Origin of the sequence: Nostoc sp. UHCC 0870, assembly GCF_022063185.1 — a bacterium.
Classification (GTDB): Bacteria; Cyanobacteriota; Cyanobacteriia; order Cyanobacteriales; family Nostocaceae; genus Trichormus.
In genome coordinates this window covers 144,422-167,461 of the sequence record NZ_CP091913.1, presented here as the reverse complement: position 1 = coordinate 167,461, position 23,040 = coordinate 144,422, and the positions used below count along the sequence as shown (strand labels likewise).

The 23,040-nt window shown below is 41.0% G+C and carries 22 protein-coding genes, 1 tRNA gene and 4 pseudogenes; 14 read left to right on the top strand and 13 right to left on the bottom strand.

Annotated elements, in window-relative coordinates; all coding sequences use genetic code 11:
• Position 1: 1 nt before the first annotated feature.
• The 9 genes from L6494_RS00740 (at position 2) to L6494_RS00705 (ending at position 6,737) form a co-directional block, all read left to right on the top strand.
• Positions 2-505, top strand: coding sequence for a DUF2656 domain-containing protein (locus tag L6494_RS00740; protein WP_237990985.1), 504 nt, complete (start codon positions 2-4; stop codon positions 503-505).
• 480 nt (positions 506-985) lie between these two features.
• Positions 986-1,846, top strand: a complete 861-nt coding sequence (locus L6494_RS00735; protein WP_237990984.1) for a phycobilisome linker polypeptide — start codon at positions 986-988, stop codon at positions 1,844-1,846.
• A gap of 40 nt (positions 1,847-1,886) precedes the next feature.
• Positions 1,887-2,636, top strand: a complete 750-nt coding sequence (locus tag L6494_RS00730) for a phycobilisome rod-core linker polypeptide (RefSeq protein ID WP_237990983.1) — start codon at positions 1,887-1,889, stop codon at positions 2,634-2,636.
• Between the two features lie 165 nt (positions 2,637-2,801).
• Positions 2,802-3,560, top strand: a complete 759-nt coding sequence (locus L6494_RS00725; RefSeq protein ID WP_237990982.1) for a phycobilisome rod-core linker polypeptide — start codon at positions 2,802-2,804, stop codon at positions 3,558-3,560.
• Between the two features lie 158 nt (positions 3,561-3,718).
• Positions 3,719-4,249: a phycobiliprotein lyase gene (locus L6494_RS00720; protein WP_237990981.1), complete on the top strand. Its 531-nt coding sequence runs from the start codon at positions 3,719-3,721 to the stop codon at positions 4,247-4,249.
• Positions 4,250-4,411: 162 nt separating this feature from the next.
• Entirely contained in the window at positions 4,412-4,570 is a 159-nt protein-coding gene (locus tag L6494_RS31065; protein WP_442946976.1) for a CpcT/CpeT family chromophore lyase, read from the top strand.
• Positions 4,512-5,036, top strand: coding sequence for a chromophore lyase CpcT/CpeT (locus tag L6494_RS00715; protein ID WP_237990980.1), 525 nt, complete (start codon positions 4,512-4,514; stop codon positions 5,034-5,036). Before L6494_RS31065 ends, L6494_RS00715 begins: the two co-directional genes overlap by 59 nt.
• A complete protein-coding gene (locus tag L6494_RS00710; RefSeq protein WP_442946975.1) occupies positions 5,014-5,379 on the top strand; it encodes a CpeR family transcriptional regulator in 366 nt (121 codons plus the stop codon). Before L6494_RS00715 ends, L6494_RS00710 begins: the two co-directional genes overlap by 23 nt.
• Positions 5,380-5,981: 602 nt before the next feature.
• Entirely contained in the window at positions 5,982-6,737 is a 756-nt protein-coding gene (locus L6494_RS00705) for a phycobilisome rod-core linker polypeptide (RefSeq protein ID WP_237990979.1), read from the top strand.
• A gap of 45 nt (positions 6,738-6,782) precedes the next feature.
• On the opposite strand, the pseudogene L6494_RS00700 reads toward L6494_RS00705, so the two are convergent.
• Both L6494_RS00700 and L6494_RS00695 read right to left on the bottom strand, forming a co-directional pair.
• Positions 6,783-6,929 (bottom strand): annotated as a pseudogene (locus L6494_RS00700) (RNA-guided endonuclease TnpB family protein); the annotation flags it as partial.
• 15 nt (positions 6,930-6,944) lie between these two features.
• Complete coding sequence (locus tag L6494_RS00695; protein WP_237990978.1) at positions 6,945-8,168, bottom strand: flavin monoamine oxidase family protein; 1,224 nt, start codon at positions 8,166-8,168, stop codon at positions 6,945-6,947.
• 476 nt (positions 8,169-8,644) lie between these two features.
• Here L6494_RS00695 and L6494_RS00690 point away from each other — a divergent pair, with 476 nt between their 5' ends.
• Positions 8,645-9,397, top strand: coding sequence for a phycobilisome rod-core linker polypeptide (locus L6494_RS00690; RefSeq protein ID WP_237990977.1), 753 nt, complete (start codon positions 8,645-8,647; stop codon positions 9,395-9,397).
• 214 nt (positions 9,398-9,611) lie between these two features.
• Here the strand turns inward: L6494_RS00690 and L6494_RS00685 are convergent, their stop codons facing one another.
• Positions 9,612-10,031, bottom strand: coding sequence for a helix-turn-helix domain-containing protein (locus L6494_RS00685; RefSeq protein ID WP_237990976.1), 420 nt, complete (start codon positions 10,029-10,031; stop codon positions 9,612-9,614).
• A gap of 137 nt (positions 10,032-10,168) precedes the next feature.
• On the bottom strand, positions 10,169-11,107 hold the full coding sequence (locus L6494_RS00680; RefSeq protein WP_237990975.1) for an RluA family pseudouridine synthase: 939 nt from the start codon (positions 11,105-11,107) through the stop codon (positions 10,169-10,171).
• A gap of 953 nt (positions 11,108-12,060) precedes the next feature.
• Between L6494_RS00680 and L6494_RS00675 the strand changes: the two genes are divergently transcribed.
• Together L6494_RS00675 and L6494_RS00670 are read left to right on the top strand one after the other, a co-directional pair.
• A complete protein-coding gene (locus L6494_RS00675) occupies positions 12,061-13,167 on the top strand; it encodes a response regulator (RefSeq protein WP_237990974.1) in 1,107 nt (368 codons plus the stop codon).
• A gap of 164 nt (positions 13,168-13,331) precedes the next feature.
• Positions 13,332-13,605, top strand: a pseudogene (locus L6494_RS00670) (helix-turn-helix domain-containing protein); the annotation flags it as partial.
• 72 nt (positions 13,606-13,677) lie between these two features.
• Here L6494_RS00670 and L6494_RS00665 read toward each other — a convergent pair.
• The 5 genes from L6494_RS00665 to L6494_RS00645 form a co-directional block, all read right to left on the bottom strand.
• Positions 13,678-14,391 (bottom strand): hypothetical protein, encoded by a 714-nt coding sequence (locus L6494_RS00665; RefSeq protein ID WP_237990973.1) that lies wholly within the window; start codon positions 14,389-14,391, stop codon positions 13,678-13,680.
• Positions 14,392-14,562: 171 nt separating this feature from the next.
• The gene (cobA, locus tag L6494_RS00660; protein WP_237990972.1) at positions 14,563-15,342 is read right to left on the bottom strand and encodes a uroporphyrinogen-III C-methyltransferase; all 780 of its coding nucleotides are present in this window, start codon (positions 15,340-15,342) and stop codon (positions 14,563-14,565) included.
• 290 nt (positions 15,343-15,632) lie between these two features.
• Positions 15,633-16,418 (bottom strand): sirohydrochlorin chelatase, encoded by a 786-nt coding sequence (locus tag L6494_RS00655; protein ID WP_237990971.1) that lies wholly within the window; start codon positions 16,416-16,418, stop codon positions 15,633-15,635.
• Positions 16,419-16,680: 262 nt separating this feature from the next.
• Positions 16,681-18,027 (bottom strand): serine/threonine-protein kinase, encoded by a 1,347-nt coding sequence (locus tag L6494_RS00650; protein WP_237990970.1) that lies wholly within the window; start codon positions 18,025-18,027, stop codon positions 16,681-16,683.
• 221 nt (positions 18,028-18,248) lie between these two features.
• Positions 18,249-18,632 (bottom strand): DUF4359 domain-containing protein, encoded by a 384-nt coding sequence (locus tag L6494_RS00645; RefSeq protein ID WP_237990969.1) that lies wholly within the window; start codon positions 18,630-18,632, stop codon positions 18,249-18,251.
• A 126-nt stretch (positions 18,633-18,758) separates the two neighbouring features.
• Between L6494_RS00645 and L6494_RS00640 the strand changes: the two genes are divergently transcribed.
• A tRNA-His gene (locus L6494_RS00640) sits at positions 18,759-18,831 on the top strand.
• A gap of 91 nt (positions 18,832-18,922) precedes the next feature.
• Here the strand turns inward: L6494_RS00640 and L6494_RS00635 are convergent.
• Positions 18,923-19,309, bottom strand: a pseudogene (locus L6494_RS00635) (sulfurtransferase); the annotation flags it as partial.
• 34 nt (positions 19,310-19,343) lie between these two features.
• Positions 19,344-20,732 (bottom strand): RNA-guided endonuclease InsQ/TnpB family protein, encoded by a 1,389-nt coding sequence (locus tag L6494_RS00630; RefSeq protein ID WP_237990637.1) that lies wholly within the window; start codon positions 20,730-20,732, stop codon positions 19,344-19,346.
• A gap of 66 nt (positions 20,733-20,798) precedes the next feature.
• Between L6494_RS00630 and tnpA the strand changes: the two genes are divergently transcribed.
• Complete coding sequence (gene tnpA / locus L6494_RS00625; RefSeq protein WP_237990638.1) at positions 20,799-21,212, top strand: IS200/IS605 family transposase; 414 nt, start codon at positions 20,799-20,801, stop codon at positions 21,210-21,212.
• Between the two features lie 75 nt (positions 21,213-21,287).
• On the opposite strand, the pseudogene L6494_RS00620 reads toward tnpA, so the two are convergent.
• Together L6494_RS00620 and L6494_RS00615 are read right to left on the bottom strand one after the other, a co-directional pair.
• A pseudogene (locus L6494_RS00620) lies at positions 21,288-21,767 on the bottom strand (sulfurtransferase); the annotation flags it as partial.
• Positions 21,768-21,982: 215 nt separating this feature from the next.
• Positions 21,983-23,014 (bottom strand): AI-2E family transporter, encoded by a 1,032-nt coding sequence (locus L6494_RS00615; protein WP_237990968.1) that lies wholly within the window; start codon positions 23,012-23,014, stop codon positions 21,983-21,985.
• Between the last annotated feature and the right edge of the window lie 26 nt (positions 23,015-23,040).

The window sequence follows — 23,040 nt, the reverse complement described above, 5'->3', positions numbered from 1 at the left end:
TTTGAATACTGAAATTTTAGGGCGGATGCTGCTCGCTCACAACTTTGATATTTCTGGTGACATCGTACCAGCTCTCAGTCGAGAAGAATTTGCACAAGTGTTTCAAGTGGGCTTAAGTGCCTATGAACACCTACAATGTAGACTGGTGAATCATCCCCATTGGACTGTGGAAATTTTATTTCCTACCAATGAATTTTCGCCGCAACAAGTCGGAAAAATGTGCGCTCAAGCCTTAGCAGAAAAACGGCGATCGCCTACGGTGGAGCATAGCCCATCGCAACAATTAAATGCAGATACTATCCCAGAAATTCTGGTTTTGGGTGGTATTAAAACCACTCCGCCTACTAGTGATTCACCTGATGCTCTGCAACCAGGAGACTGGGGGGTAGATGTGGTAGAGACTTACTCTGGTGCAGCATTTTTACAGGCGATCGCTTGGGATGCTACCATTGCCCAAAAACCCCCCGACAGTGTATTTAAGGTTGAACTCAGGGAAGAGAAATAATTCGTAATGGGCTAACGCCCCGCTACGCTAACGTAATTCGTAATTCGTAATTCATCAATTAATTGACGTTCTCTCGCCAAGGGTAAGCTTGGCGGGAAATTCTTGCTACCTAATGCTTGCTAATGCTACTGTGATCTGCTTTTTAGTATAAGTACCAGCGAGTCTTAAGGTCTTTCCATAAGCGGGAACATCAGAATCGTTTGTGCAAAATGAGTGCAAATTGTCTTCATTTTATCAAGATTTACAAATCTTGACGCTCACCGTGGCGCGCTCATAAGAAAATTGATCATAACAAAGCGTATAAAACGCCTAAAAAGCTTGAGCATCTAGGAAATCAGAATGTAAATTCTGATGGAAGCTGGCAATTTGGGTTCAAAGGAATCAATCCGGTAATCTAATTTGCCTGGGTGAGCAATCTGAAATTTATTTACATCTTGAAACAATTTTCTTAAACTCTTTCGTTAACAGGAGATAGAATTAATGCCATTTGGACCAGCTTCACGCCTGGGAGTCAGCCTATTTGATGAAACCCCTCCCATTGAGTGGGTATCCGGTCGCTCACAAGAAGAGGCAGAAATAATTATTCTGGCAGTGTATCGGCAAGTGTTGGGCAATGCCTACGTAATGGAAAGTGAGCGGCTCGTTGTTCCCGAATCCCAGTTTAAGTTGGGTGCATTGAGCGTCCGCGAGTTTGTCCGAGCAGTGGCTAAATCTGACCTCTATTGTTCTCGCTTTTTTACCAGTTGCGCGCGTTACCGGGCAATTGAACTCAACTTCCGCCATCTGTTGGGTCGTCCACCACTGGATTTGGAAGAAATGCGGTCACACAGCACTATTCTTGATACTCAAGGATTTGAAGCCGATATCGATTCTTATCTGGATAGTGATGAGTATCAAAATACCTTTGGGGAGAATATTGTTCCCTATATCCGTGGCTACAAAACAGAAGCCTGCACTAGTATGGTGCAGTTTACCCACACCTTCCAGTTGGTGCGGGGTGCTTCTAGCAGCAGCCTGAAGGGTGACTTGTCTGGTAAAACTCCCAAACTCAATGCCTTGGTGATTCAAGGTACACCCACAGCAGTGATTTCACCTGCTAGTGATGGGGCAGCATTCTCTACACCTCCTACTGGTTCTCGTACTCGTCATGGAGTTGATGCTAGTGCTGGTGGTAAAGTTTACCGCATTGAAGTCACAGGTTATCGCGCTAAAACCTTCAATAATATTTCCAAGTTTCGCCGCGCCAACCAAGTCTTTCTGGTGTCATACGATAAGCTCTCTCAAGAGTATCAGCGAATTCACCAGCAGGGCGGTGTGATTGCCAGTATTACTGCTGTATAAATCAGCTGCAAACTTACAAAAATTGAGGAGATAGATTCCAATGGCATCCCAGACAATTCTTGAACTGTGGCCTAATGGTAGCTTAGAGGAAGTTCAAACTATCATCCGTGCAGTTTACAAACAAGTCTTAGGCAACCCTCATGTCATGGAAAGTGAGCGGTTGGTGACAGCAGAATCACAATTGTGCGATCGCGCCATCACTGTGCGGGAATTTGTCCGCACCGTTGCTAAGTCTGAGTTTTATCGTAGCCGCTACTTCGAGTCCTGCGCTCCTTACAGATTTGTAGAACTGAACTTTTTACACTTACTTGGTCGCGCACCCCAGGATCAAAGAGAAGTTTCCGAGCATATTGTTCGCACTGTAGCCGAGGGCTACGATGCTGAAATTGACTCCTACATCGATAGTAGCGAATATCAAACAGCCTTTGGCGAAAACGTAGTACCCTACTATCGCGGTAGAAGCAGCGAAGCTAACTCCAAGCAGATCGGCTACAACCGGATGTTTGCTATTGATCGTGGCCCCGCCCAGATTGATAGCTCAGTTAAATCTGCCCAATTGGTCTATGCAGTTGCTACCAACAGTACCAATGTAATTAAAGCCTCTTCGGCAACTGTCATTGGTTCTGGCACAGAAAAACGGTTCAAAATCGTGGTGACGGGTTCAAAATTCGATAGCCCTCGGCGCATTAGTACCACTGAGTACATTGTCCCAGCTAGTAAAATGACCCCGCAAATCCAGCGAATTAATCGTACTTCTGGCAAAATCGTCAGCATTACTGAAATTGCATAATGAGTGCTGAGTAATGAGTAATGAGTAATGAGTTTTGAGTGCTGAGTTCTGAGTTTTGAGTTTTGAGTTAACAGGGTGGGTAATGCCCACCCAAAATGATTTACCTTTTTAATTTTCAATTTTTCAAAAAATTACACGACAATCCTAAATTTAGGAGGCATTGATATGGCACTTTGGATAGAAGCCGAGTCCGTTGAATTACGCCCCAACGCTACGGAAGATGATTTGCAAACCATAATCCGAGCAGTGTATCGGCAGGTTCTGGGTAATGCTCATGTATTTGACAGTCAACGGCTAACCAGCGCAGAATCTCAATTACGTAACGGTGACATCACTGTTACTGGTTTCGTTAGAGCTGTAGCCCAATCTGATCTATACCGATCGCTATTTTTTGAAACTTCCTCTCCCTACCGCTTTGTTGAATTAAATTTTAAGCATCTACTTGGTCGCGCTCCGCAGGATCAGACTGAAATTGCCGAACACGTACAAATTTACAACACACAAGGCTATGAAGCTGAAATCAATTCATACCTTGATAGTGATGAATATGTCCTCAATTTTGGTGAGAATATTGTACCCTCTACCCGTGGTAATCGTACCCAAACTGGGGTTAAGAATGTCGGTTTCAACCGCACCTTTGCCTTAATGCGCGGGTTTGCTGCCAATGATGTGGGTAAATCAGCAAAATTAATTAGTGACATTGGTGGTAACTTACCGACCAAGATTGTTTCCCCATCTAGCGGTTCTGGTGCTTCTAGTAATACGGGTAAGCGATTCCGTGTGGCTATTTCCAAAGCTAATTTTGGTCTTCGGGTGACGAAAAGCATGGCAACCTTTCAAGTAGGATACAACCAGCTGTCCCAGAAAATTCAGAACATCCAGAAGACTGGCGGCAAAATTATCAGTATCACTGAAATAGCTTAACGCTAATCTTTGCGATCGCACTTTGCACCCAGACTAAGCGCGATCGCTAACAAGTCAAGAGTTAATAAGGGACTTACAAGTAAAAAATATTCCATTATTATCATTGATTGATTGTGATTGTTCACACTCAAAATTCAAAATTCAACACTCAACATTCAATGGATATTACGGAGTTTGTTGCCAATTCTATTGGGCGTTGGCGATCGCAGCGTAGCGCACATCATTTAGCGTTCAGTCATTTTGAAGCCGTACAGTCTGAGATTGATATTATCTCTCTCCCAGATGATGACCCGGCAGTGATTGACCTATGTAAAAGCTATAACACTGATCCTCATACAGTAGTTTCCCCATTTCGGATGAGTTGGGAAGGTCAATCAGACTGGGATGACAACGAAATCAAAGGCAGTTGTATCTTAGTTCCCGTTCCTGATCCAACTCATCCCCAACGTGGCAAACTCCTGCGTGATCAAGGGTATGCCGAAATGATCGCGGCGGCTGGTGACTATTACTTGACGGAAGACGGTACATTCGTACTGATTACCGCCTACGATCGCGCCGCCGCCGAAGAGAAAATCTGGTTTGTTAACCCTAATGTTCGTTGTCGGGTTTCTCTAATCAAAACCAGTGCCGGCACAGGAGTTGTCACCGCCTCCTTTTCCTCGGAAATCCGCCAAGGTATTCAGAGTTAAACCAGATCCGAAAATACAGGCAGAGGGATTTCTAATCATATATATACAACTTCAGAGCGTGCAGTCTAAGTAGGAACTGACCACGTTAGTTTGGTCATGCCATTGTTCATTAGTCATTGATCAATAACAAATTTTGTATTGTTTATTTATGCTCATCTACTTATGACTTCTTCACCAGCGCATATCTGCGAAACTACACCGAATAATTTAGTTACCTTAGCTCGTTGGATGGCAGGGGATTTTAGTAATTATCAACAGGCATTTGAAAATTCTAAAGATTACGCCCATATCCACGTTTTTTTTTCGGCCATTACCCTTTGATTTCTTCTCTGGAATTGGGCTTTATTCAGAACAAGTTTATGACTATGATTTGTGGCGACCTTATCGACAGGGAGTACATCGCTTAGTCGATCAGGGCGATCAGATTTATATCGAAAACTACAGCTTAAAAAATGCACTTTTCTATGCTGGTGCAGCTCGTGAGTTAAGCCTTCTCAAAACAATTACCCCAGACTGTATTGAGCGTCGATATAACTGCTCAATGATTTTTAAACGAGATGGGGACAGATTTCAAGGTGCTGTTGAACCAGGAAACCTGTGTTTAATTGAGAAGAACGGTTGCCAGACTTATCTAGATAGTTATGTAGAAATCACAGAAACAACCTGGGTGAGCCTCGACAAAGGCATGGATGTAAATACACATCAGCAGGTTTGGGGATCTACGTTTGGACCACTGCGGTTTAAAAAACGGGAGAGTTTCGCTGATGAAGTCCCAAATATCCTATGATCTTTCCCTGCCTAAACTGGAATCCACTAAAGCGAATATGCTGCCACCAGAAGCGCAGAAAAAAATGCAGTGCTGGATTCGCAGCCGGCATTTAATTTGTTCAGGTAATTTCTTTATTTTTGAAACCGTAGATTATAGCGCGGTGGATCGCTTTTCTCAGTGCATTACCGCATTGGGAGGCACAGTTATTTCCGTTGACCAAATTGACAAAATCTGGATGGGTGATCATCGTCAAGTAATTCTTTATCAGGCAAAAGCTAGTTTACATACACCCTGCCACAATTTAAAACAATATTGGCTGAAATACGGTGGCTTTCGCACCAGATTTGATGGTCAAGCTTGACCTCCTCCCCCGTTTTCAAAATGGGGGCTTTACACATCACACTCGTAAAGTAATTCATTCACAAAAACCATGCCCCAAATCGATCAATCTGCCTTAAAAGCTCGAAACAAATTACTTGCTATGTTTGTGGTGCTTTGTATACTAGATGCGACGCTAGTGATCCTTGCGCGGGATAGATGGGCTATTGGTCGTATTTTAGTAACAATTGTAGTGATGTACTTTGTTCTACAGGGTCGGAAATGGGCAAAATGGCTCATGATGGGTATCTGTAGTTTACTGGTTGTCATTCTAGTAACAATGGTTCTTTTACTCAGATCAAAGCTCTCAACTGTCCTCATCGTAGGGAGTTTGATCATGGTCGTTCTCAGTGCCATTATTGCTATCTATATGGCCAGTAGCAAAAATTTAAATTATTACTTCTCTTGGAAAAGGCAAAATTGTTGACTTAAAAATTCACTCATAGCCTACGGACAGGCTTACGCATTCCGCCAATTTGCACACTTCTCACTATGACTTAAAACAATAATTGGCTTAAATACGGCAGTTTTCTCACAAAATTTGATCAACAATTTTGATTGACAAGCTGACTTGGGAGAACCTTTATGTCAATTCCTCTGTTAGATTATGCACCTTTATCTCAAAATCATCGAGTAGAGGGGTTTGAGATTCCGGGTGATGAGCAGCCCAGAATTTACACAACTGATAACCTCCTCGCTGCATCGGATATGGATATGTTAATCATGGCAGCCTATCGCCAAATTTTTAACGAGCAACAAATGTTATCCAGCAATCGCCAGCGATTTTTGGAGTCTCAGTTACGGGCTGGTCAAATCACGGTTAGAGATTTCATTCGAGGATTGGTAATATCCGATTCCTTTCGACGACTCACCTACGACAGTAACAATAACTATCGGTTTGTTGAGATTTGCGTCCAGAGGCTTCTGGGTCGTAATGTGTATAGCGATCGCGAAAAACTTTCCTGGTCGATTGTGCTAGCGACTAAAGGACTACAAGGCTTTATTGATAATTTAATCAATACAGAAGAATACCTGAGTAACTTTGGGTATGAAACTGTTCCTTATCAACGTCGCCGTATCTTACCTCAACGCGCTCAAGGTGAACTACCCTTTGCACGCATGGCGCGTTATGGTGAAGATTACCGCAACCAGTTACCCCTTCCTAGCCGTCCCATCCGTCCCATTCCCACGGGAATGTTTGACGAATTTGAGCGGTTTAGTCTCTATATCTTCATCAAGCGTGCTGACTGGACTACTAGCTTTAGTCTGATAGGGTTGCTCATAGTGCTAGCGATCGTCTTCGTCCTGTTTTCAGAAGTCAACTACTTATTCTGGGGCTAGATGCTTTGACATCCACTCCGCTTAGAAGTGCAAGGATTCTAAGACTCAAACAGCAATCATAGTTTCACACCGACTTACATTGCCTAACCCAATAGTTGATGCTCCAAGCATTTGAATATTCCGTGCGGCGTTGTCGTCTCTTCCGTTCATGCTATTGCAGGAAGGACAACGCCACTCTCTGACTGACAAATCCCACTGTATGAAATGTCACCTTTTTATCAAGGGAACGGTAGAGCCAGCAAAGTGAATTTCTTTAGCGGACTTAAGTCCAGATTCTAATGCTCCTTGAAGCCAGCCTCTAGTCTTGGAAGTATGCTCTCCAGCGAAATAAATCTTTCCTTGCGACTTCCCTAATTCTAAAAATAGTTCCTTCTCCTGTTCATCTGTTGGATAGGCCCAGCCTCCTTTTGACCAGATATCTTTTGTCCATGAATGAAAATGCGATTGGACAGAGTAATTAGTTACTCCAGGCAGAATCTTCTCCCAATGCTGGAGTAATTTTGTCTGCTGAGTTTCCCCCTCAAAATCATCGATCTTCAGAGCTTTTTCTCCTTTTAAATAAGCATGAAGAATACCTGTTTTTTCAGGTCTATCCCAAGTAGTATGCCACAGTTCTTCATCGTCAAAAAATCCCCACCCATTTAAGTTATCCTTTTCCCAGAAACGATGAGGGAATTTAACAAAGCAACGGGTTGCGGCTCGATAGTTATATCCTCCTGCCGCCGCCTGTTTTTTTGCTGGAGATAGGTCAGGTGAAAAAGTAATCTGATTTAAGACGGTTAACGGGACAGAACACAATACACAATCACCAAGATATCGTTGCCCTGACAAACACCAAACTTCAACACCATTAGATGTTTGTACAATACGAGTAACAGAATCATCAAGTTTAATTTTTTCAGTCAATGCTTGGGCAAATGCTTGGGGAAGTAGATCAAATCCATCCGTCAGTTTTTGAATTGCTTCCGCACGCATTTCTGGTCGATTTGGAAATAGTTCTTTCCCCTCGACTAATTGACGTTTTTCGTCCTTCATTGTGAGATATTTCCCAACTGTCGGCGCAAACTGTGAAAGTCTTAAACCAAAATGTTTGATATAACCAAGGGTTAAATCATGATTTGGTGGGATTCTAGCTGCTCCAAGTTCTACTAAATCCTCTCCTTGGAAGACCCCTCGCCGGGTTAACACTCTACCGCCGACACGTTTCCTTGCTTCTAAAATGGTGACATCATGACCAACTGCTGTTAATTCATAGGCTGCCACTAAACCGGAAATACCTGCACCGACAATGAGTACCTTTCGATGCGGTAATCCTTTGGGTAAAGCACCGGGGGAAGTTGGTTTTTGGGCTTGTACTTGATCGTAGGTTACAGTTGCAGCGATGGCGAGAGTACTCCGCAATAAAAACTGACGACGATTTAGGTTGAACATAGAGGCAGAACTCATGATTGGGGAAGGACAGTAATTTAATGCTTTTTTATGACTCTGATAAAAGTAAAAAAAGTAGTAGTCTCAATACCTTTGCCAACATAAGAGCCTACAAAAGATAAAGGTTGCTGATTTTTATTTACCGAGAGCATATAGAAGAGCATGAGGGTATTCTTATTTCTCGACTGAATGATCTACATCACACTCATCAAGTTCAGCGTAAAAATGTCACTTTGACAACAATGGGGGTAGTATTTTTAGCCGTGTATGTACACAGTAGTTTAATTACAGGGAGAAAAATTTCTTAATAAATTTTATTAATAACCTTGTGATTGATGGTGATCTTCTTGAGCTTTACCTATTCACTTCAATTAAGTTATGTAATGTTTATCAAACTAAATCGAATAATGACACCCCTTCTCCTTTATGATTATGAGAAATTTGTAAGATTTCATTAAGGAAAGGGAGATTTTGTAGTCGTGGCAATTCCTCTTTTAGAATATGCACCCGTTTCTCAAAACCAGAGGGTAGCAGGTTATGAGGTTCCTGGAGATGAGCAACCCCGGATCTACTCTACAGACAACCTGCTTTCTGCAACAGATTTAGACATTCTGATTGAATCCGCCTATCGTCAGATTTTCTTCCATGCCTTTGCTGCTGATCGTGAGCGTTTCCTAGAGTCACAACTCCGCAGTGGTCAGATCACTGTCCGTGATTTTATTCGCGGATTGTTGCTATCTAATACCTACAAACGTAGCTTCTACGACCTCAACAATAACTATCGTTTTGTTGAGCAGACCGTACAGCGTGTTCTCGGTCGTGACGTTTACGATAACCGAGAAAAGCTTGCTTGGTCAATTGTGGTGGCGACAAAGGGTATCAAAGGCTTTATCGATGACCTACTCAATACTGATGAGTATCTAGGAGCTTTTGGATACGACATAGTACCTTACCAACGTCGTCGGGTACTTCCTGGTCGGACAGAGGGTGAACGGCCTTTCAACATCAAATCTCCCCGCTACGATGAATACTATCGTGGTAAGTTTGGCTTCCCTCAAATCCTGTGGCAAACCACTGTTCGCAGCTATACTGCTCCAGACAGACAGCCTAAAGCAGGTAGTCCGGCTCTGTTCCTGCAAATGGCTCAGAGTATCAATGCAAAAGGTAATACACCTCAGCAACTCTCAGTCATGAATATTGATATTGAGAAATCAGTTCCTTATCGCAAATAAGCTGAAAAGAGTGCTGAGTGCTGAGTTCTGAGTGCTGAGTTCTGAGTGCTGAGTTCTGAGTTCTGAGTGCTGAGTGCAAAAGCACTCAGTAAGTTTGAGTATTTCATTGAGCGGTGAAAGGTTTATCACCTTAAAGAAAGCAGGTGGTCTTTCAACTCAGCACTTTTCATCTTTCTAATATTTTTTTTGATGGAATTCTTAAGATTCATTATAGTCAGGCGCATTCATCATTTTCAGTGCGAAATCCTAGTTCTAGAAGAGCTTTGCGGATTTTGGCTTTAGAAGGACGGACTTTTGGCACGGTTAATCCCATTTCTCTGGCAGTTTCAAACAGATCCCGAATTAATATATCGAAGGAAGTATCATCTGCATCTTCTGGCAGTTTCTCAATTCTTGCTTCATAGGCTAAGGTATAAAGTTCTAGGTGATGTTTCCCCATCACTCTAGCTAGTTTCCTCAACGTTTCAGGTGTAGGACAAGTTCCCTTAAAGCAAGCACCTCTTAATCGAGGTTGAGGAACTCCAGACATATCCGCCAGACGGTTCATACTGATACCCTGTTCTTCCAAGTATTGAAGAATGAATTGTCCTAAAGGGGAGCAATCTTCAGCTTTTATTTGCAACCTTGCTGGCATTTTTCGGTATCAGGAAAATCTAAATATCTACAATATAGCGGACTCAAAGCGATTACGCATAATGTAGGGGACTGGGGACTGGGGACTGGGGATTGGGGACTGGAAAAGAATGTGTTGCTGATTCCAAGAGTTTCAATTTAAGAATAAATAGAACTTCTGCGACGGAGAACATCTAAGAGAGTTGTAAAGCTTTGTGGCGGTGGTGCTGTGACTTCAATCCAGTTCTCAGATATGGGATGCTGTAACTTTAGCCGCCAAGCGTGGAGTGCTTGACCTGGTAAATTTACACCTATAGAACGACCGGAAGCATAGAGGGGGTCGCCAACAATAGGATGACCCATATTGGCACTGTGAACACGAATTTGGTGTGTGCGTCCGGTTTCTAGTTGAAAATGAATTAATGTGTAGTTGCTGATACGCTCTTGTACTTGCCAATGGGTGATAGCTATTCTTCCGCCTTCTTCTACGGGGACAACAGCCATTTTCTTGCGGTCTTGGCGATGGCGACCGATGGGTAAATTTATCGTTCCACTGGTAGTTTTTGGCGCACCATAAACTACACCTAAATATTCTCGCTGTGCGGTTTTGGCTTGGAGTTGTGCTTGTAGGTGTTGATAGGCAATGTCGGTTTTGGCGATCGCGATCGCTCCTGTTGTATCTTTATCTAAACGATGGACAATCCCCGGTCGTTGCACACCCCCAATACCTGGTAAATTGGGACAATGCGCTAACAAAGCATTAACTAGTGTGCCATCAGGATGACCAGGTGCAGGATGAACCACTAAACCGGCTTGTTTGTTGAGAATCAGTAACTGTTCATCCTCGTAGAGAATATCTAGGGGGATATTTTCGGCTTTGAGTTCTAATGGTTGCGCTTCGGGAATTTCTAGAATGATGCGATCGCCTACTTTTACATTTATCTTTTTAGATGTGCAGACTTTACCATTGATTTGCACCTTCCCTTGTTCAATTAACTGCTGCATCCGAGAACGAGATAAATCAGGTAACTCTTCAGCGAGGTAACGATCTAGACGTGCGTTATCTTCTTCAACTTGTAAAAAAAAATTGTTAACCATTAAGTTTTAATTCTGGGATAAGTAAAAAGGTAAGACTCAAAAATAAAAACAATATTTTGCTTTTTATCTTTTTACTTTTGATTGTTTAAAGTTCGTCAGGATTAATTCCCTGAGCTTGTACTAAAATACGGAGTGCTTCTAGTTGGGTTTGTGCTTGTTCAGCGCGTTGATGTTCTTATTTCAATTGAACTTGTGTTTATTCTATCTTTTGAGCTAGTTCTCAGTATGTCATAAATGGCTCTCCACAGACTACGCAAATAATTATGGCTAAGTAGAACGGCGTAAATAATTAAAGGTTTGTAGTAAGGACTAAAGTCATTACTAAGAACTCAATCCTATTCTTTTACATTATTTAACATAGTTTGGTTTTTTCAAGTCTTTCTACTTAGCCGAACAAAAATCAAAACTGATTCCTATATATAGTCAAACTAGCAAATTGCATATCAAATTTGTGCAAGTCATAAGTTTGCTGAGTATTTTAAACCACTATCTATTTTGAGATTAATCCTTACAAGTCTCTATTGTAGGGCATATATACTTACGTATTGATAAAGAAAACGAGCTTTTTGCTACTGATGGGTTTGAGCCAATATCTCTAATTTCAGGAATTGCTGTACTGTTAGATTAGTTAGATTAACGAAAGATACAGAAAAAATTGCTGACTTTTGGGAAAATTCTTCCTGGTAATCAGTGAATATTTTGCTGTTTAATATAGTGGTGCAATTGCTTTCAGGGTGAATTGCATTTATTAGGGTTAGTGCTGAGTGGCTCATCCAAGTTAGGAATTTGTGAGCTGCAAATAAATGTACTGACTCAAATTTTACCTGCCAATAAACTTAGGTAATATCCCCGCCCACCGTAGTCCATCACAGTTATAACAAGATAGCTGAAAATTCTAAAAAATTTCCTGTTCATTCATATTTATATATTAAATTTATCCCTGAGTGCCACCCATGAAAACACTGCCTATTAGTCGATACAGATTTTTCCAGAAACTACAACCACTTTCACTATTAAAAAAAATCACTGGTAAGACTGTAACTGGCTGTTTGCAAGTATTTAGCACATCGGGTGCTTGGTCAATATATGTCGAGGAGGGTAAAGTAATTTACGCTTGCTACTCAGAAAGAATGTTTGAGCCACTTTACCGACATTTGCAGAGTTTAAGTCAGGAAATTACAACCCTACCTAGAGAAATCAATCAACAACTACAGGCTATATTTGAGACTGGCATTGAAAATCAATCAATACCAAACCCAGATTATCTAGCTATTTGTTGGTTAGTCAATCAGAAATATATCAGTCCTTCTCAAGCAGCCATATTAATAGAACATTTGGCTTTAGAAGTTTTACAGACATTTTTAGTTTTAGAAGAAGGGAGTTACGAGTTTATTCCCGAAAGTTTTTTAGATGACTTACCTAAGTTTTGTTATTTGAATCTGCGTCTATTAGTAGAACAATGTCAACAACGGGGCAATGTTTACGAAGGATTTACAAAAGACGCAGATCATCACGAAACATCAGCTTACAAAGAAAATATGCAGTCTACAGCTAATAGCAGACAAAATTATCATACCTATCCCAAACCAAAAACTGAGCCAAGATTACCAAATATAGAGGCTAAACGTTACACCTCTCCCTATGTAAATACTAATCATGGCTATCAGCAGATGTCATCAACTGCTGCTGATAGAAAAGTCTATAAAATATTTTGTATTGATGACAATCCAATTGTATTAAATAGTATAAAGAATTTTTTAGATGAACAAATATTTTCTGTTATTGGCGTGACGGATGCTTTAAAAGCTTTAATGGAAATTCTGCATACAAAGCCAGACATCATTTTCTTAGATGTTGATATACCTAATTTAGATGGCTATGAATTATGTTCTTTACTGCGTAAGCATACTTATTTCAAGCAGACACCTGTGATTATGATGACAGCTAAAGCTGGGCTAATTGATAAAGTTAAAGCTAAAATGGTCGGTGCTAATGGTCACTTAATTAAACCTATTATGGAAGGGGATTTACTCAAAGTTATTTTTAAACATATTATTTAATGATTATTGTATTTGGACATCTGGCGATACCTACGCTGACCCTGGTATTGATGCCTAAGAACAACAGTCTCAAAAACGAATGCTTCAAAACTTGAAGGAAAAAGCTCAGGCTTTTGGCTTAGAACTCATCCCTATTTCTAACTCTACGGAATGTGTTTCTTAGGAGTGCGCTATGTCTGCATCTATCTGCTTGGGTGGTGCGATCACCAATCCTAGTACCGCACCAACCCTTCAAAACAAATCGCTTAACATCCCGCACCCCGTGAGATGCAAATTGCTGTACTAGTAGCTCAGGGGCAAACAAATGCACAAATTGGGGTTGAACTGTGGATTACTGAAAATTCCGTAAAACAAGCTTTAAAGCGGATGTTTCGTAAGCTCGAAGTTTCGTCTCGCGCTGAGATGATGGCTCAATTGTCTGTCGGGACTCAACGCTGATATGAGAATACTTAATACCGATTTGTATAAAATCTTGGCTTATTTAAACGCAGGGTGACGTAAAGGATTGCATTATCCTTGCCTATCTTCGTAGTCCTGATCATTTTGAAGAGGCATAGTTAATTTCAAAAAAGTTTCCGTCCCACTTATAGATTTTAATACTCCTAGTACATTTAAAGACACTTTCGGTTCAGACTCAAACAGAATTTCTAAAATATCAGCCTCACTAATACCTTTTTTGGCTAAAGATTTATAGCCATTTTTGGAGATATAGTCCAAAATCAACCCTTTTACAGCCTGCGACTGATCAGCTTCAGTTGGCATAAGCTTTTTATCTTTTTTAGGAACTGGACGATATAAATTAGGAGTTTCTTGCAGAACCTGAAGACCTATCATTTCAAGTTTTTCATAAGTTAGTTCTGAAAATTCGGACACTATTTTTAAGACATCTGTATTTATAGACTTTGCAAAGCCCTCAATACGTGGATTTCCGGTTTGTATGAGACGATGGAGTGCTGATTTATTCAGTATGCAATCGTCATCACCTTCAGAATACCCATAGAAGGCATTTACTAGCCTTACAAAATCTTCTAAGGATAGACCTTTGCGATTTCCCTTTTCATTTTTGTTTGTGATCACAGTTTGCCACTGGCATACTAAAGCAGTATTATTTTGTGGTGATATTTTGCTACCAGGAAGAGGACATTGTGGTAGTTTAGGTCTTCTGACTATCTCCCATAAGAGCCGCCCAAATTCAGTATCTGCTGGGTTTGTGCTATTCAACATGGAACTTTTCCTAAAAAGCAGTTTAAACAATCACATTTGTAACATATGCAGAATTTAGGTAAAGAGAATCTTTAATTTGTGGGAAGGTTTAAGGGTCGTTTTGAACATCTATACCCCTAAACGCCTATGTTCTCATGCGTAAGTGCTAATAGAGAAACTTCACACCAATAATCAAACAGGGCGACAACCAGATAAAATACTGTGCATATTGACTACTGAACCAATAACTGCGATCGCCGGAGCTTCAAATCCAGTTTTTTCTACTAGTTCTACAATATTCTCCAACTCGCCAATTAACTCTTCTTGTTCGGGACGTGTCCCCCAGCGTACTAAAGCAATTGGTGTTTCTAAACTCAACCCCGCCTTAGTTAACTCTTCCACAATGTAAGGCAAATTGTGAATACCCATGTAAATCACAATTGTCTCTGAACCGCGAGCGATCGCCTGCCAATTTACCTGCGGTTTATACTTGCCTGCGGCTTCATGTCCAGTCACAAAAGTCACAGAAGAACTATACAATCTATGGGTTAAAGGTATACCTGCATAGGCTGGAGCAGCAATACCCGAAGTAATTCCCGGCACAACCTCTACAGGAATACCTGCGGCTACTAAATCAGCCATTTCTTCCCCACCGCGACCGAAAATAAAGGGGTCGCCGCCTTTGAGTCTGACTACAATGGCGTGGTCTTGGGCTTTTTCAATCAGAGTTTGGGTGGTTTCGTCCTGTAAAAGTGAATGTCTACCCCGACGCTTACCAGCATTGATTTGCTCTGCTTGGGGGTTAATCATGGCTAAAATTGCCGGACTAACCAAGGCATCATAGATCACCACATCAGCACATTCCAAGATACTCTTGCCTTTGAGCGTCATGAGTCCTGGATCTCCTGGCCCCGCACCTACTAGATAAACTTTACCCAAACTCTTTTGTAATTCCTTGTCTGTGCGGTTCATGCGTGAAGTGAACTACTCAGACTTGCCTAAGGCTGAAGTCTGAGCTTCCCAATTCATCGGGAATAGCCTCAAAAACTCCGTAGTTTTTTTGGTCTGACATTCCCTCCAAGGGCAGAAGTCCTGGTTCCCAAGACCCAAATTTTTCTCTTGCAACATATACCTATTAGCTTGGTTTTCGCTTGCGGCATTGATGGTCAAGACATTGTATATCTTACCAGAAAATTTTGGGGATTCGTCATACATCCAGAATTTGTTTTTACTGCGTAAAAAATCAATTCCAGATGTAATCCTCACTTCGTGACGCTCCGCGAACATCCCCCGCTCACAATACCTACCATTAGAGTACATTGAAGGTGGGGACTTCCGCAACACGTTAAATCCCCAATCAAATCAGCTAATTCGTCACTTGCGCCTAGAGGTTGAGCTAAGTAAAAACTCACCCCAGGGAATTGTAATTTTAACTCGTCAACCGCTTGAGCGATCGCATCAGTTATGCCACCAGAGAAGAGAAAGTAGGGAAAAATTGCAATTTCTCGATGACCAAAAGCAATTAACTCTTCTACCCGTGATTCTAAACTAGGCGATATAGACCAATAAGCCGTGACTACTCCCAAATTCGCCGCCATATTTTCTACAGGCTGTTGCGAACCCGGACGACGGCTACCATGAGATAATAAAATCCCTGCGGCTGCTTTGATAGTAGCTATTTGTTGTTGAAAAAATATCTGTAAACCGGAGTGACTCCCCAAATATGGTTGTAAGTCAATTGTGATATCTTCACCAACAGCCTGTCTTGCAAGTGCTACCTCTGTCGGAATATCCGTCATCACATGGACACCCGGTAGCAAAAATATGGGAATAATTTGTAGACGACCACACCCCAACAAAACTGCACCTTGAGCAAACCGTCTAATTTGCTCATGTAAAGGTTCTGGACATACTTCTAAAGATGCTGTACCCACCAGTTTCTCTGGTATTTGCAGCTTATTAGCCACCAGCACTGCTAATTGCTGCATAGCAATTTCTGGACGGCGATCGCGGCTTCCGTGAGATACTAGCAAATAAGCAGAGGGCATAAATTCAAAATAGGGATTTTAGTGGCTATTGTTACTATCGTACATTTATCTCACCCAAAGGCGCAGAGGCGCAGAGAGTGAGAGTTTAACAAAATTTAGGGGTTTAAGTCCCCGGCTTCTATCAAGCCGCAAGTGTTGTGGCGAGGTCTAAATCCCCGTTACAACACTTAATTGCGTTAGCGGAGCGGGGCGTTAGCCCATTGCGAATTGCGTTAGCGGAGCGGGGCGTTAGCCCATTGCGAATTGGTTTAAATTTCCCCTCTCAACCCCCCAATCTTCCCCCCACCGCGTCTATATGTCGCCACCACTGAGTCCCACCAGCCCACACCCGCGAAGGTAAATATCCTTCAGGCAATGACCCAATAAAAAATTGCCAACTGGGGGGAGAAAGAGAATTATATAAATGCCAACCAACCGCCGCACAAAACCTGACATAATCACAATCAACGCCTTCGTAGATTTGCTTCTGCACACTAAAACCAAAACGTCCTTGACTGTACTTGAGCCACAACTGGTCAATTATTTGTAAATCCTCACAGGGTAACTTAGCAATATCACCCATAAAGAAATAACTACCTGTTGGCTTTGATAAAGCCTGACACATCACCACCCAAGTTTCTTGGTCTGCCAATTGCCATTGTTTCAAGGCGAGTAAATCGCGCAGTCTGTGGTAATCAACACCAACCTCAGAATACAGCGTATTAGCTGGCTGTTGCTGAACAGTCCGAGGAAAAGAGTTTAAAGCTTGCAAAACGTCATTCGCCGATTTATAGCGTTGGGAGAGGGCATTTTGCAGCAATTGGTCAAGAATTGCGCCCAGTTGTTTACTGATAGTATTCCCTGATAATAGATAATCACGCCAGACCCAGCGATCGCTAGTCACATCAAACAAATCAAAGGGGGAAATCCCCGTTAATAAATGAATGCAAGTCACACCTAAACTGTAAAGATCACTTGCTGGTAGTGCTTTCCCCCGTGTTTGTTCAGGCGCAATGTATTCTGGAGAGCCTATGGTAGTACCTGTTTGTAGTAAAGCTGTAGCTGTAAGATGTTTCGCAATGCCAAAATCAATTAAAACTAACTCACCCTGAGAGGAACTGCGGATGATATTTGCTGGCTTGATGTCCCGATGAATAATTTGCTTGTCATGGATAAATTGCAACACTGGTAACAATTCTTTCAATAATTGCCCAATCTGGGATTCATTAAAGACCCCATTTTCTTGCAATTCCTCTTTTAGCGTCTGTCCGGGAATCCATGATTCCACTAAATACAGTTGATTTTTCTGTTCAAAGTACCCCAGCAGTTTTGGTATTTGGGGATGTTGCAACTCATCAAGGCGCACCGCTTCCTGACGAAATAACTTAACCGCTTGATGGCAGTTGCGACCATATTGGGACGAAAAATTAAATTGTTTGATGACACACCTGGGTTGAGAAGGAAGATGCTCATCCACTGCTAAAAATGTTATACCAAAGCCACCATGACCAATCTGCCGTAATAAATGATAACGGTGATTGAGTAAAAGCTGTTCACCACATTTGAGACAAACTGTAGCTGTATCGGGGTTTTGGGGATATAAACAGCCAATATTAGGACATATTTTCATCACAAGACATTTTCCTGGGCTTATCAATAGACCTCTTGCAAAAGTCCGAAAATGAGATGTGTCATTCTGAATGAAATGTCTAATCTTTGAGATGTTTCGCTTCGCTCAACATGACACCTTAAGCATTTATGCAAGATGTCTAATCATTATTCCCAATTCCGTCTTGCTTCTTGTCCTACTTTGTCCTGTCACCTGTCACCTGTCACCTGTCCCCTTCCATCCTACTGTTGCTCTGCGGTGTAAGTATAAAAATTGTTAAACGCACCTACGGTTTCAAATCTGTAAGAAGGTATCCAGGAATTCAATTTGAATTCTGTGCGATACACACTAAACAAAATTAAATCTTGCCTTTCGGTAGTGGCTGAGAGGATTTGCCGCATTTGGGGGTTAGCAGAACTAACTAGTTTGTCACAGTTAGTATTAATTAACTTTTCTATGAGCTTTGTTGTTGAATTGCAGACATCTTTTTTTAAGTACGATGTCAGTTTCTGCACAGCATAATCCTCATAGGCAGGCTGGCTAGGATTTGTGTTTGCCATCACTACTCCCAACACAGCCGCGAATCCTATAGAACCGACGTATGCCAAAATATTGAATAACTTCATACTTGCTAGCGTTAACTCCCTAGATATCAGTTAAATTTTCCAGACTGGGAAGAAATAAAGTCCGTTCCTATAGAAAATTTTCTTGATCAATTCACAAAATCAGTGCTATAATCGTAAATGTCAATGGCGAGCGTAGCCAAGTGGTTAAGGCAGTGGTTTGTGGTACCACCATTCGTGGGTTCAATTCCCATCGTTCGCCCTTCAAAGAATTAATCGCCAGTTTACAAAGAGCCTTGTTACTTTTTGATAGAAATAATATATCCGATAAACTAAGTTAATTTTGAGAATCCTTACGCATTCATGCTGGGGAGTACCTCAACAATCGGTAATGAGAAATCACGAGACCATTCATTCCACGAACCAAAATAATTTTTGGCATTAATTCCAGCTTCTTGCAAAGCAATCAGTGTATTAGCAGCCCTAGAACCTTTAAAGCAATATATATAAACAACAGACTCGGAAGTAATACCCACTGATTGACAAATTTCTAAAATCTCCCTTTTGGGGCGAAACATGGGGATTCCCGATGCAGAAGTCATCAAAAGATGCCATTCCAGCCAGACAGCGTTAGGGATTCTCCCCTTACGCGGACAAAAATCAGTACCATAGGGTGAAGAACTTAACCCTTGCCATTCATTGCGATCGCGCACATCTAATTTTATAATTGCTGGATTATTGTTGACATCTCCCCCGGCTAGAAGCCGGAGGATTCTAAACTGATGTTGCTACGGGGTCTAAAAGACCCACTACGCAACGTTTGCGATATGATTTATTTAATCTCTTGAACAAATCAATTCGCTGTGGCACTGTCAAAGATGCCCTACCCACCTCGGCTAGGTCTAACCCTAACTGTGTGGCTACTTTTCTCATGATGTTGGCACTTCCATTGCAATCTGCATTGACAATGAAGCCATCACGACTTTTGTATAATCCTCGTTTTATCCTTTTCCCTGAAGCTTTCCACCCTTGGGGCTTTTCGCCGTGCTTGGGCAGGGAGTCGCAATCAAGAAAAGATGCCTTAGAAGTGTAAGCCTCCTCAGTAATTGTCAAAGTAATACCGTACTCAGGACAGATTTGTTTTAACCTCTCAATTAATCGACTAGTGGGAATAACCACAAAATTCTGGTTATTTCTTTTCCCCATATTGGAATTTTGCTTCTGTCCAGCATTCCAACCAATGACAATGTTACCCACTCGGTCATTAAGACACTGATTGATAATGAATCGGGCTGCTTTGTTAATCGCATCTCGCATCTGGTTATTCCGTTTGCGTTGTACTCTATCAAGGTTAGAATCCCAGTAAAAATCTGATTTCCCTTGCTTGTATTTGGCAACTAAACGGGAATATCCTTGATTCAACGATCTGAGTTTACGACCATCAATAATCAAACTTTTCCCACGAGTTGAGACACCTGTTAGCCAATTAGAACCACCGTGGTCAAAACTCCATGCTTGTGTGTAATCTAATTGGGGATTTTTTGCTATTGCTTCTTTGCCATCGTCAATCACCCAATCAATCCATAATTGCCCGAAATTTGGACGTACTGTTACTTCTTTAACCCAGTCAGAATCGATAAATTCTGGGAGATATAATCTAACCTCAGTCAGTAATTCTGGTTTACTTTCTTTACTGATTGAAGGCTTAAAATATCCCTCGCTAAAATTCAGAGCTTGACGCGGAAATGTGACAGCAGCCAAACCTCCCTTTTTGCGATATTTTGGCAGAGATGGTTTATCAACCTCGCCGTTGTAGTAAGCTTTCACCAGTCCGTTATAAGCTGTAATTGACTCGCCAACCGACTTTAACGTTTGTTGTGCAGATTGAGCCGCCATTGCTTTGTAATGCACGTTCTGCTTAAGAATCAAATCTAATTCAGGATAAGTTGTACTGCATCTATAAATTTTCCACCCACTACGTAATTCATCGCCATGCCAATAAGTAGTAAAAGCATTACCATTTTCTTGTAACTTAGCGTAATGAATTTTCTTGGTTTCGTACAATGCACAATTTATCAAGCTATTAGCATTCTCACACTGATTCAACCAAAAGGCTGTTTCTTCGTCATTAAATTTAGCTCTAATTGAACAGGTTTTATACACTTGTTTTAGCCTCCTGTATGCTTTACTATAATTGTTGTCAGAATATAAGTCAACAACATTTATTTAGTGGCTAAACTATCACCATCAGACCACGAATACAGACGCACAAGTGGCTCAGTTTCATCTCTGAACTACCATTTTGTATTTGTTCCAAAACGGAGAAAAGCGGTGCTAATAAAAGAAGTCGCACAGCGTTTGCAAGAAATCATATTAGAGTTAGTAGTTGAGCATGAGTGGAGACTTATCGCTTTAGAAATAATGCCTGACCATGTTCACTGTTTTTTAAATGTTCCGACCCATGAATCCCCTGCTGATGTGGCAAGATGGATTAAAGGCAGAGCATCTCATCATCTAAGACGCGAGTTCCCGCACCTAAAAAAACTTCCTTCCCTCTGGAGTCCTAGTTACTTTGTTGCTTCAACTGGTGCAGCAAGTACAGAAGTTGTGAGAAAATATATTGAAAATCAAAAAAGCAATTAAAACTAAAATGCCTGATAAATCAGGCAAATAGCTTTCATCCCCCGGCTAAAAGCCGGAGGTTCTCAGCATAGGTACGATAGCCTCCAACATCTCGATTGTTGTCACCATCATCTCCGCCTGGGGATGCAATCTAAATATGCTGCTTTCAACTTCAGGGACTTCATCTGTAGTAGGTAATTCCGCCGCTAGCCAGGCTTTATAACCTCCATGTAAGACAGATACATGAGGACAACCCAAATAATTTAGTAAAAAAGCTGCTCTACAAGATTGACCGTAACCTTGATTAAAAGCATCTTCATACACAATTAACCGTTCCGCACCAGATATTCCTACCTCACTCATAATTTCCGCAAAATATTCTTGTAATTGTCTTAATCCTGCGGGGGAGGAATTTTTTAAAAGATAAGTAAAAAAATCTCGAATATTTATAGATTGAGGAATATGAGCAATAGCATACTCTTCTGGTGTACGCGTATCAATAATGACAGTTCGTGGAGATTTTACTGCTAACAGAGAGGTGAGTTCTTGAGGAGAAATGAGGAGTTTTGTATTCACGCTTTCATGCTGCTCTTATCGTATCATTCGGCATTATCGCGCTTTATTAATTCGCACTTTGGCATGAAATTTACCAATATTGAGTGTGATATTAATTTTGAATTTTGAATTGGAGCGTACCACTTTGTGGAAGCAAGCTACGCGTAGCGTCTGTCTACGACACGCTTCCGCGAACGTAGAGAAGTGACTTGACTTTTGACATCCGCGTAGCGGTGCTAGTCTCTATCAATGTTCCAGTTATTTAATATATCTTTCACTAAAATTTCCTGGATCAAAATTTGTAAAACAATCACTAAAGGCACAGCTAAAAAGACACCCAAAAAGCCAAAAAATGCCCCAAAAATTACTACAGACAGCAAAGTAACTGCTGGTAGGAGTGATACCTGAGTTTTCATCACCCAAGGCAATATAATCAGGCTTTCAACTTGCTGAATTATAAAATATAAAACTACTACTGCAACTGCTTTCCACGGTGCATCAACTACAGCCAACAAAGCAGGGGGAATCACACTTAATGTAGGTCCAACATTGGGTATAAACTCTAAAAATCCAGCTAAAATAGCATTAACTAATGGTAATGGCACACCCAAAATTGATAGTCCAATATAGCTCAAAATGCTAATTAATAACATAGTTAAAAGTGTGCCTCTAATCCAACCATTTAAAGAAACTGCACATTTATTTAAAATTACATTCATGCGCTGACGATAAAAGGCTGGAAATAATAAAATAAAACCTCTACGATATTTCTGAGGGTCTGCCATTAGCATGATAGTTAATGCTAAAAAAAGTAGTAATCCTAAAGCTATATTAAGTGAACGAGTAACTAAAAATAAAAAATTATTCAATAATCGATTTAACCAAGTTTGGAAATCTTGCGTTAGATATCTAAAATTACGGATATTATCTAACACATCATCGGGAAGTACCTTTAAAAACCAATCATTCCACAATCTGAGCCGATCTAATGCTATCGGGATGATTGTACCCAGTTGTTGTAATTGCTCGATAAGCTGCGGGACAATTATAAAAAAGAAGCTGAATATTATTAATAATAAAATACTAAGAGTTATGAGAATAGCAATACTGCGCTTGATACGAAATCTCTGTAATAAAATCAAAAACCTATTCAAAATAGTTGCTAAAACTATAGAGGCAAATACTATCAAAAGTATTTGGCGAATTTGCCAAAGAATATAAAAAGATATAGCAACTATAAATAAACCAATCCATTGCCCAAAGCGCACATTTTTCTCCCCATTATGCGATCAGC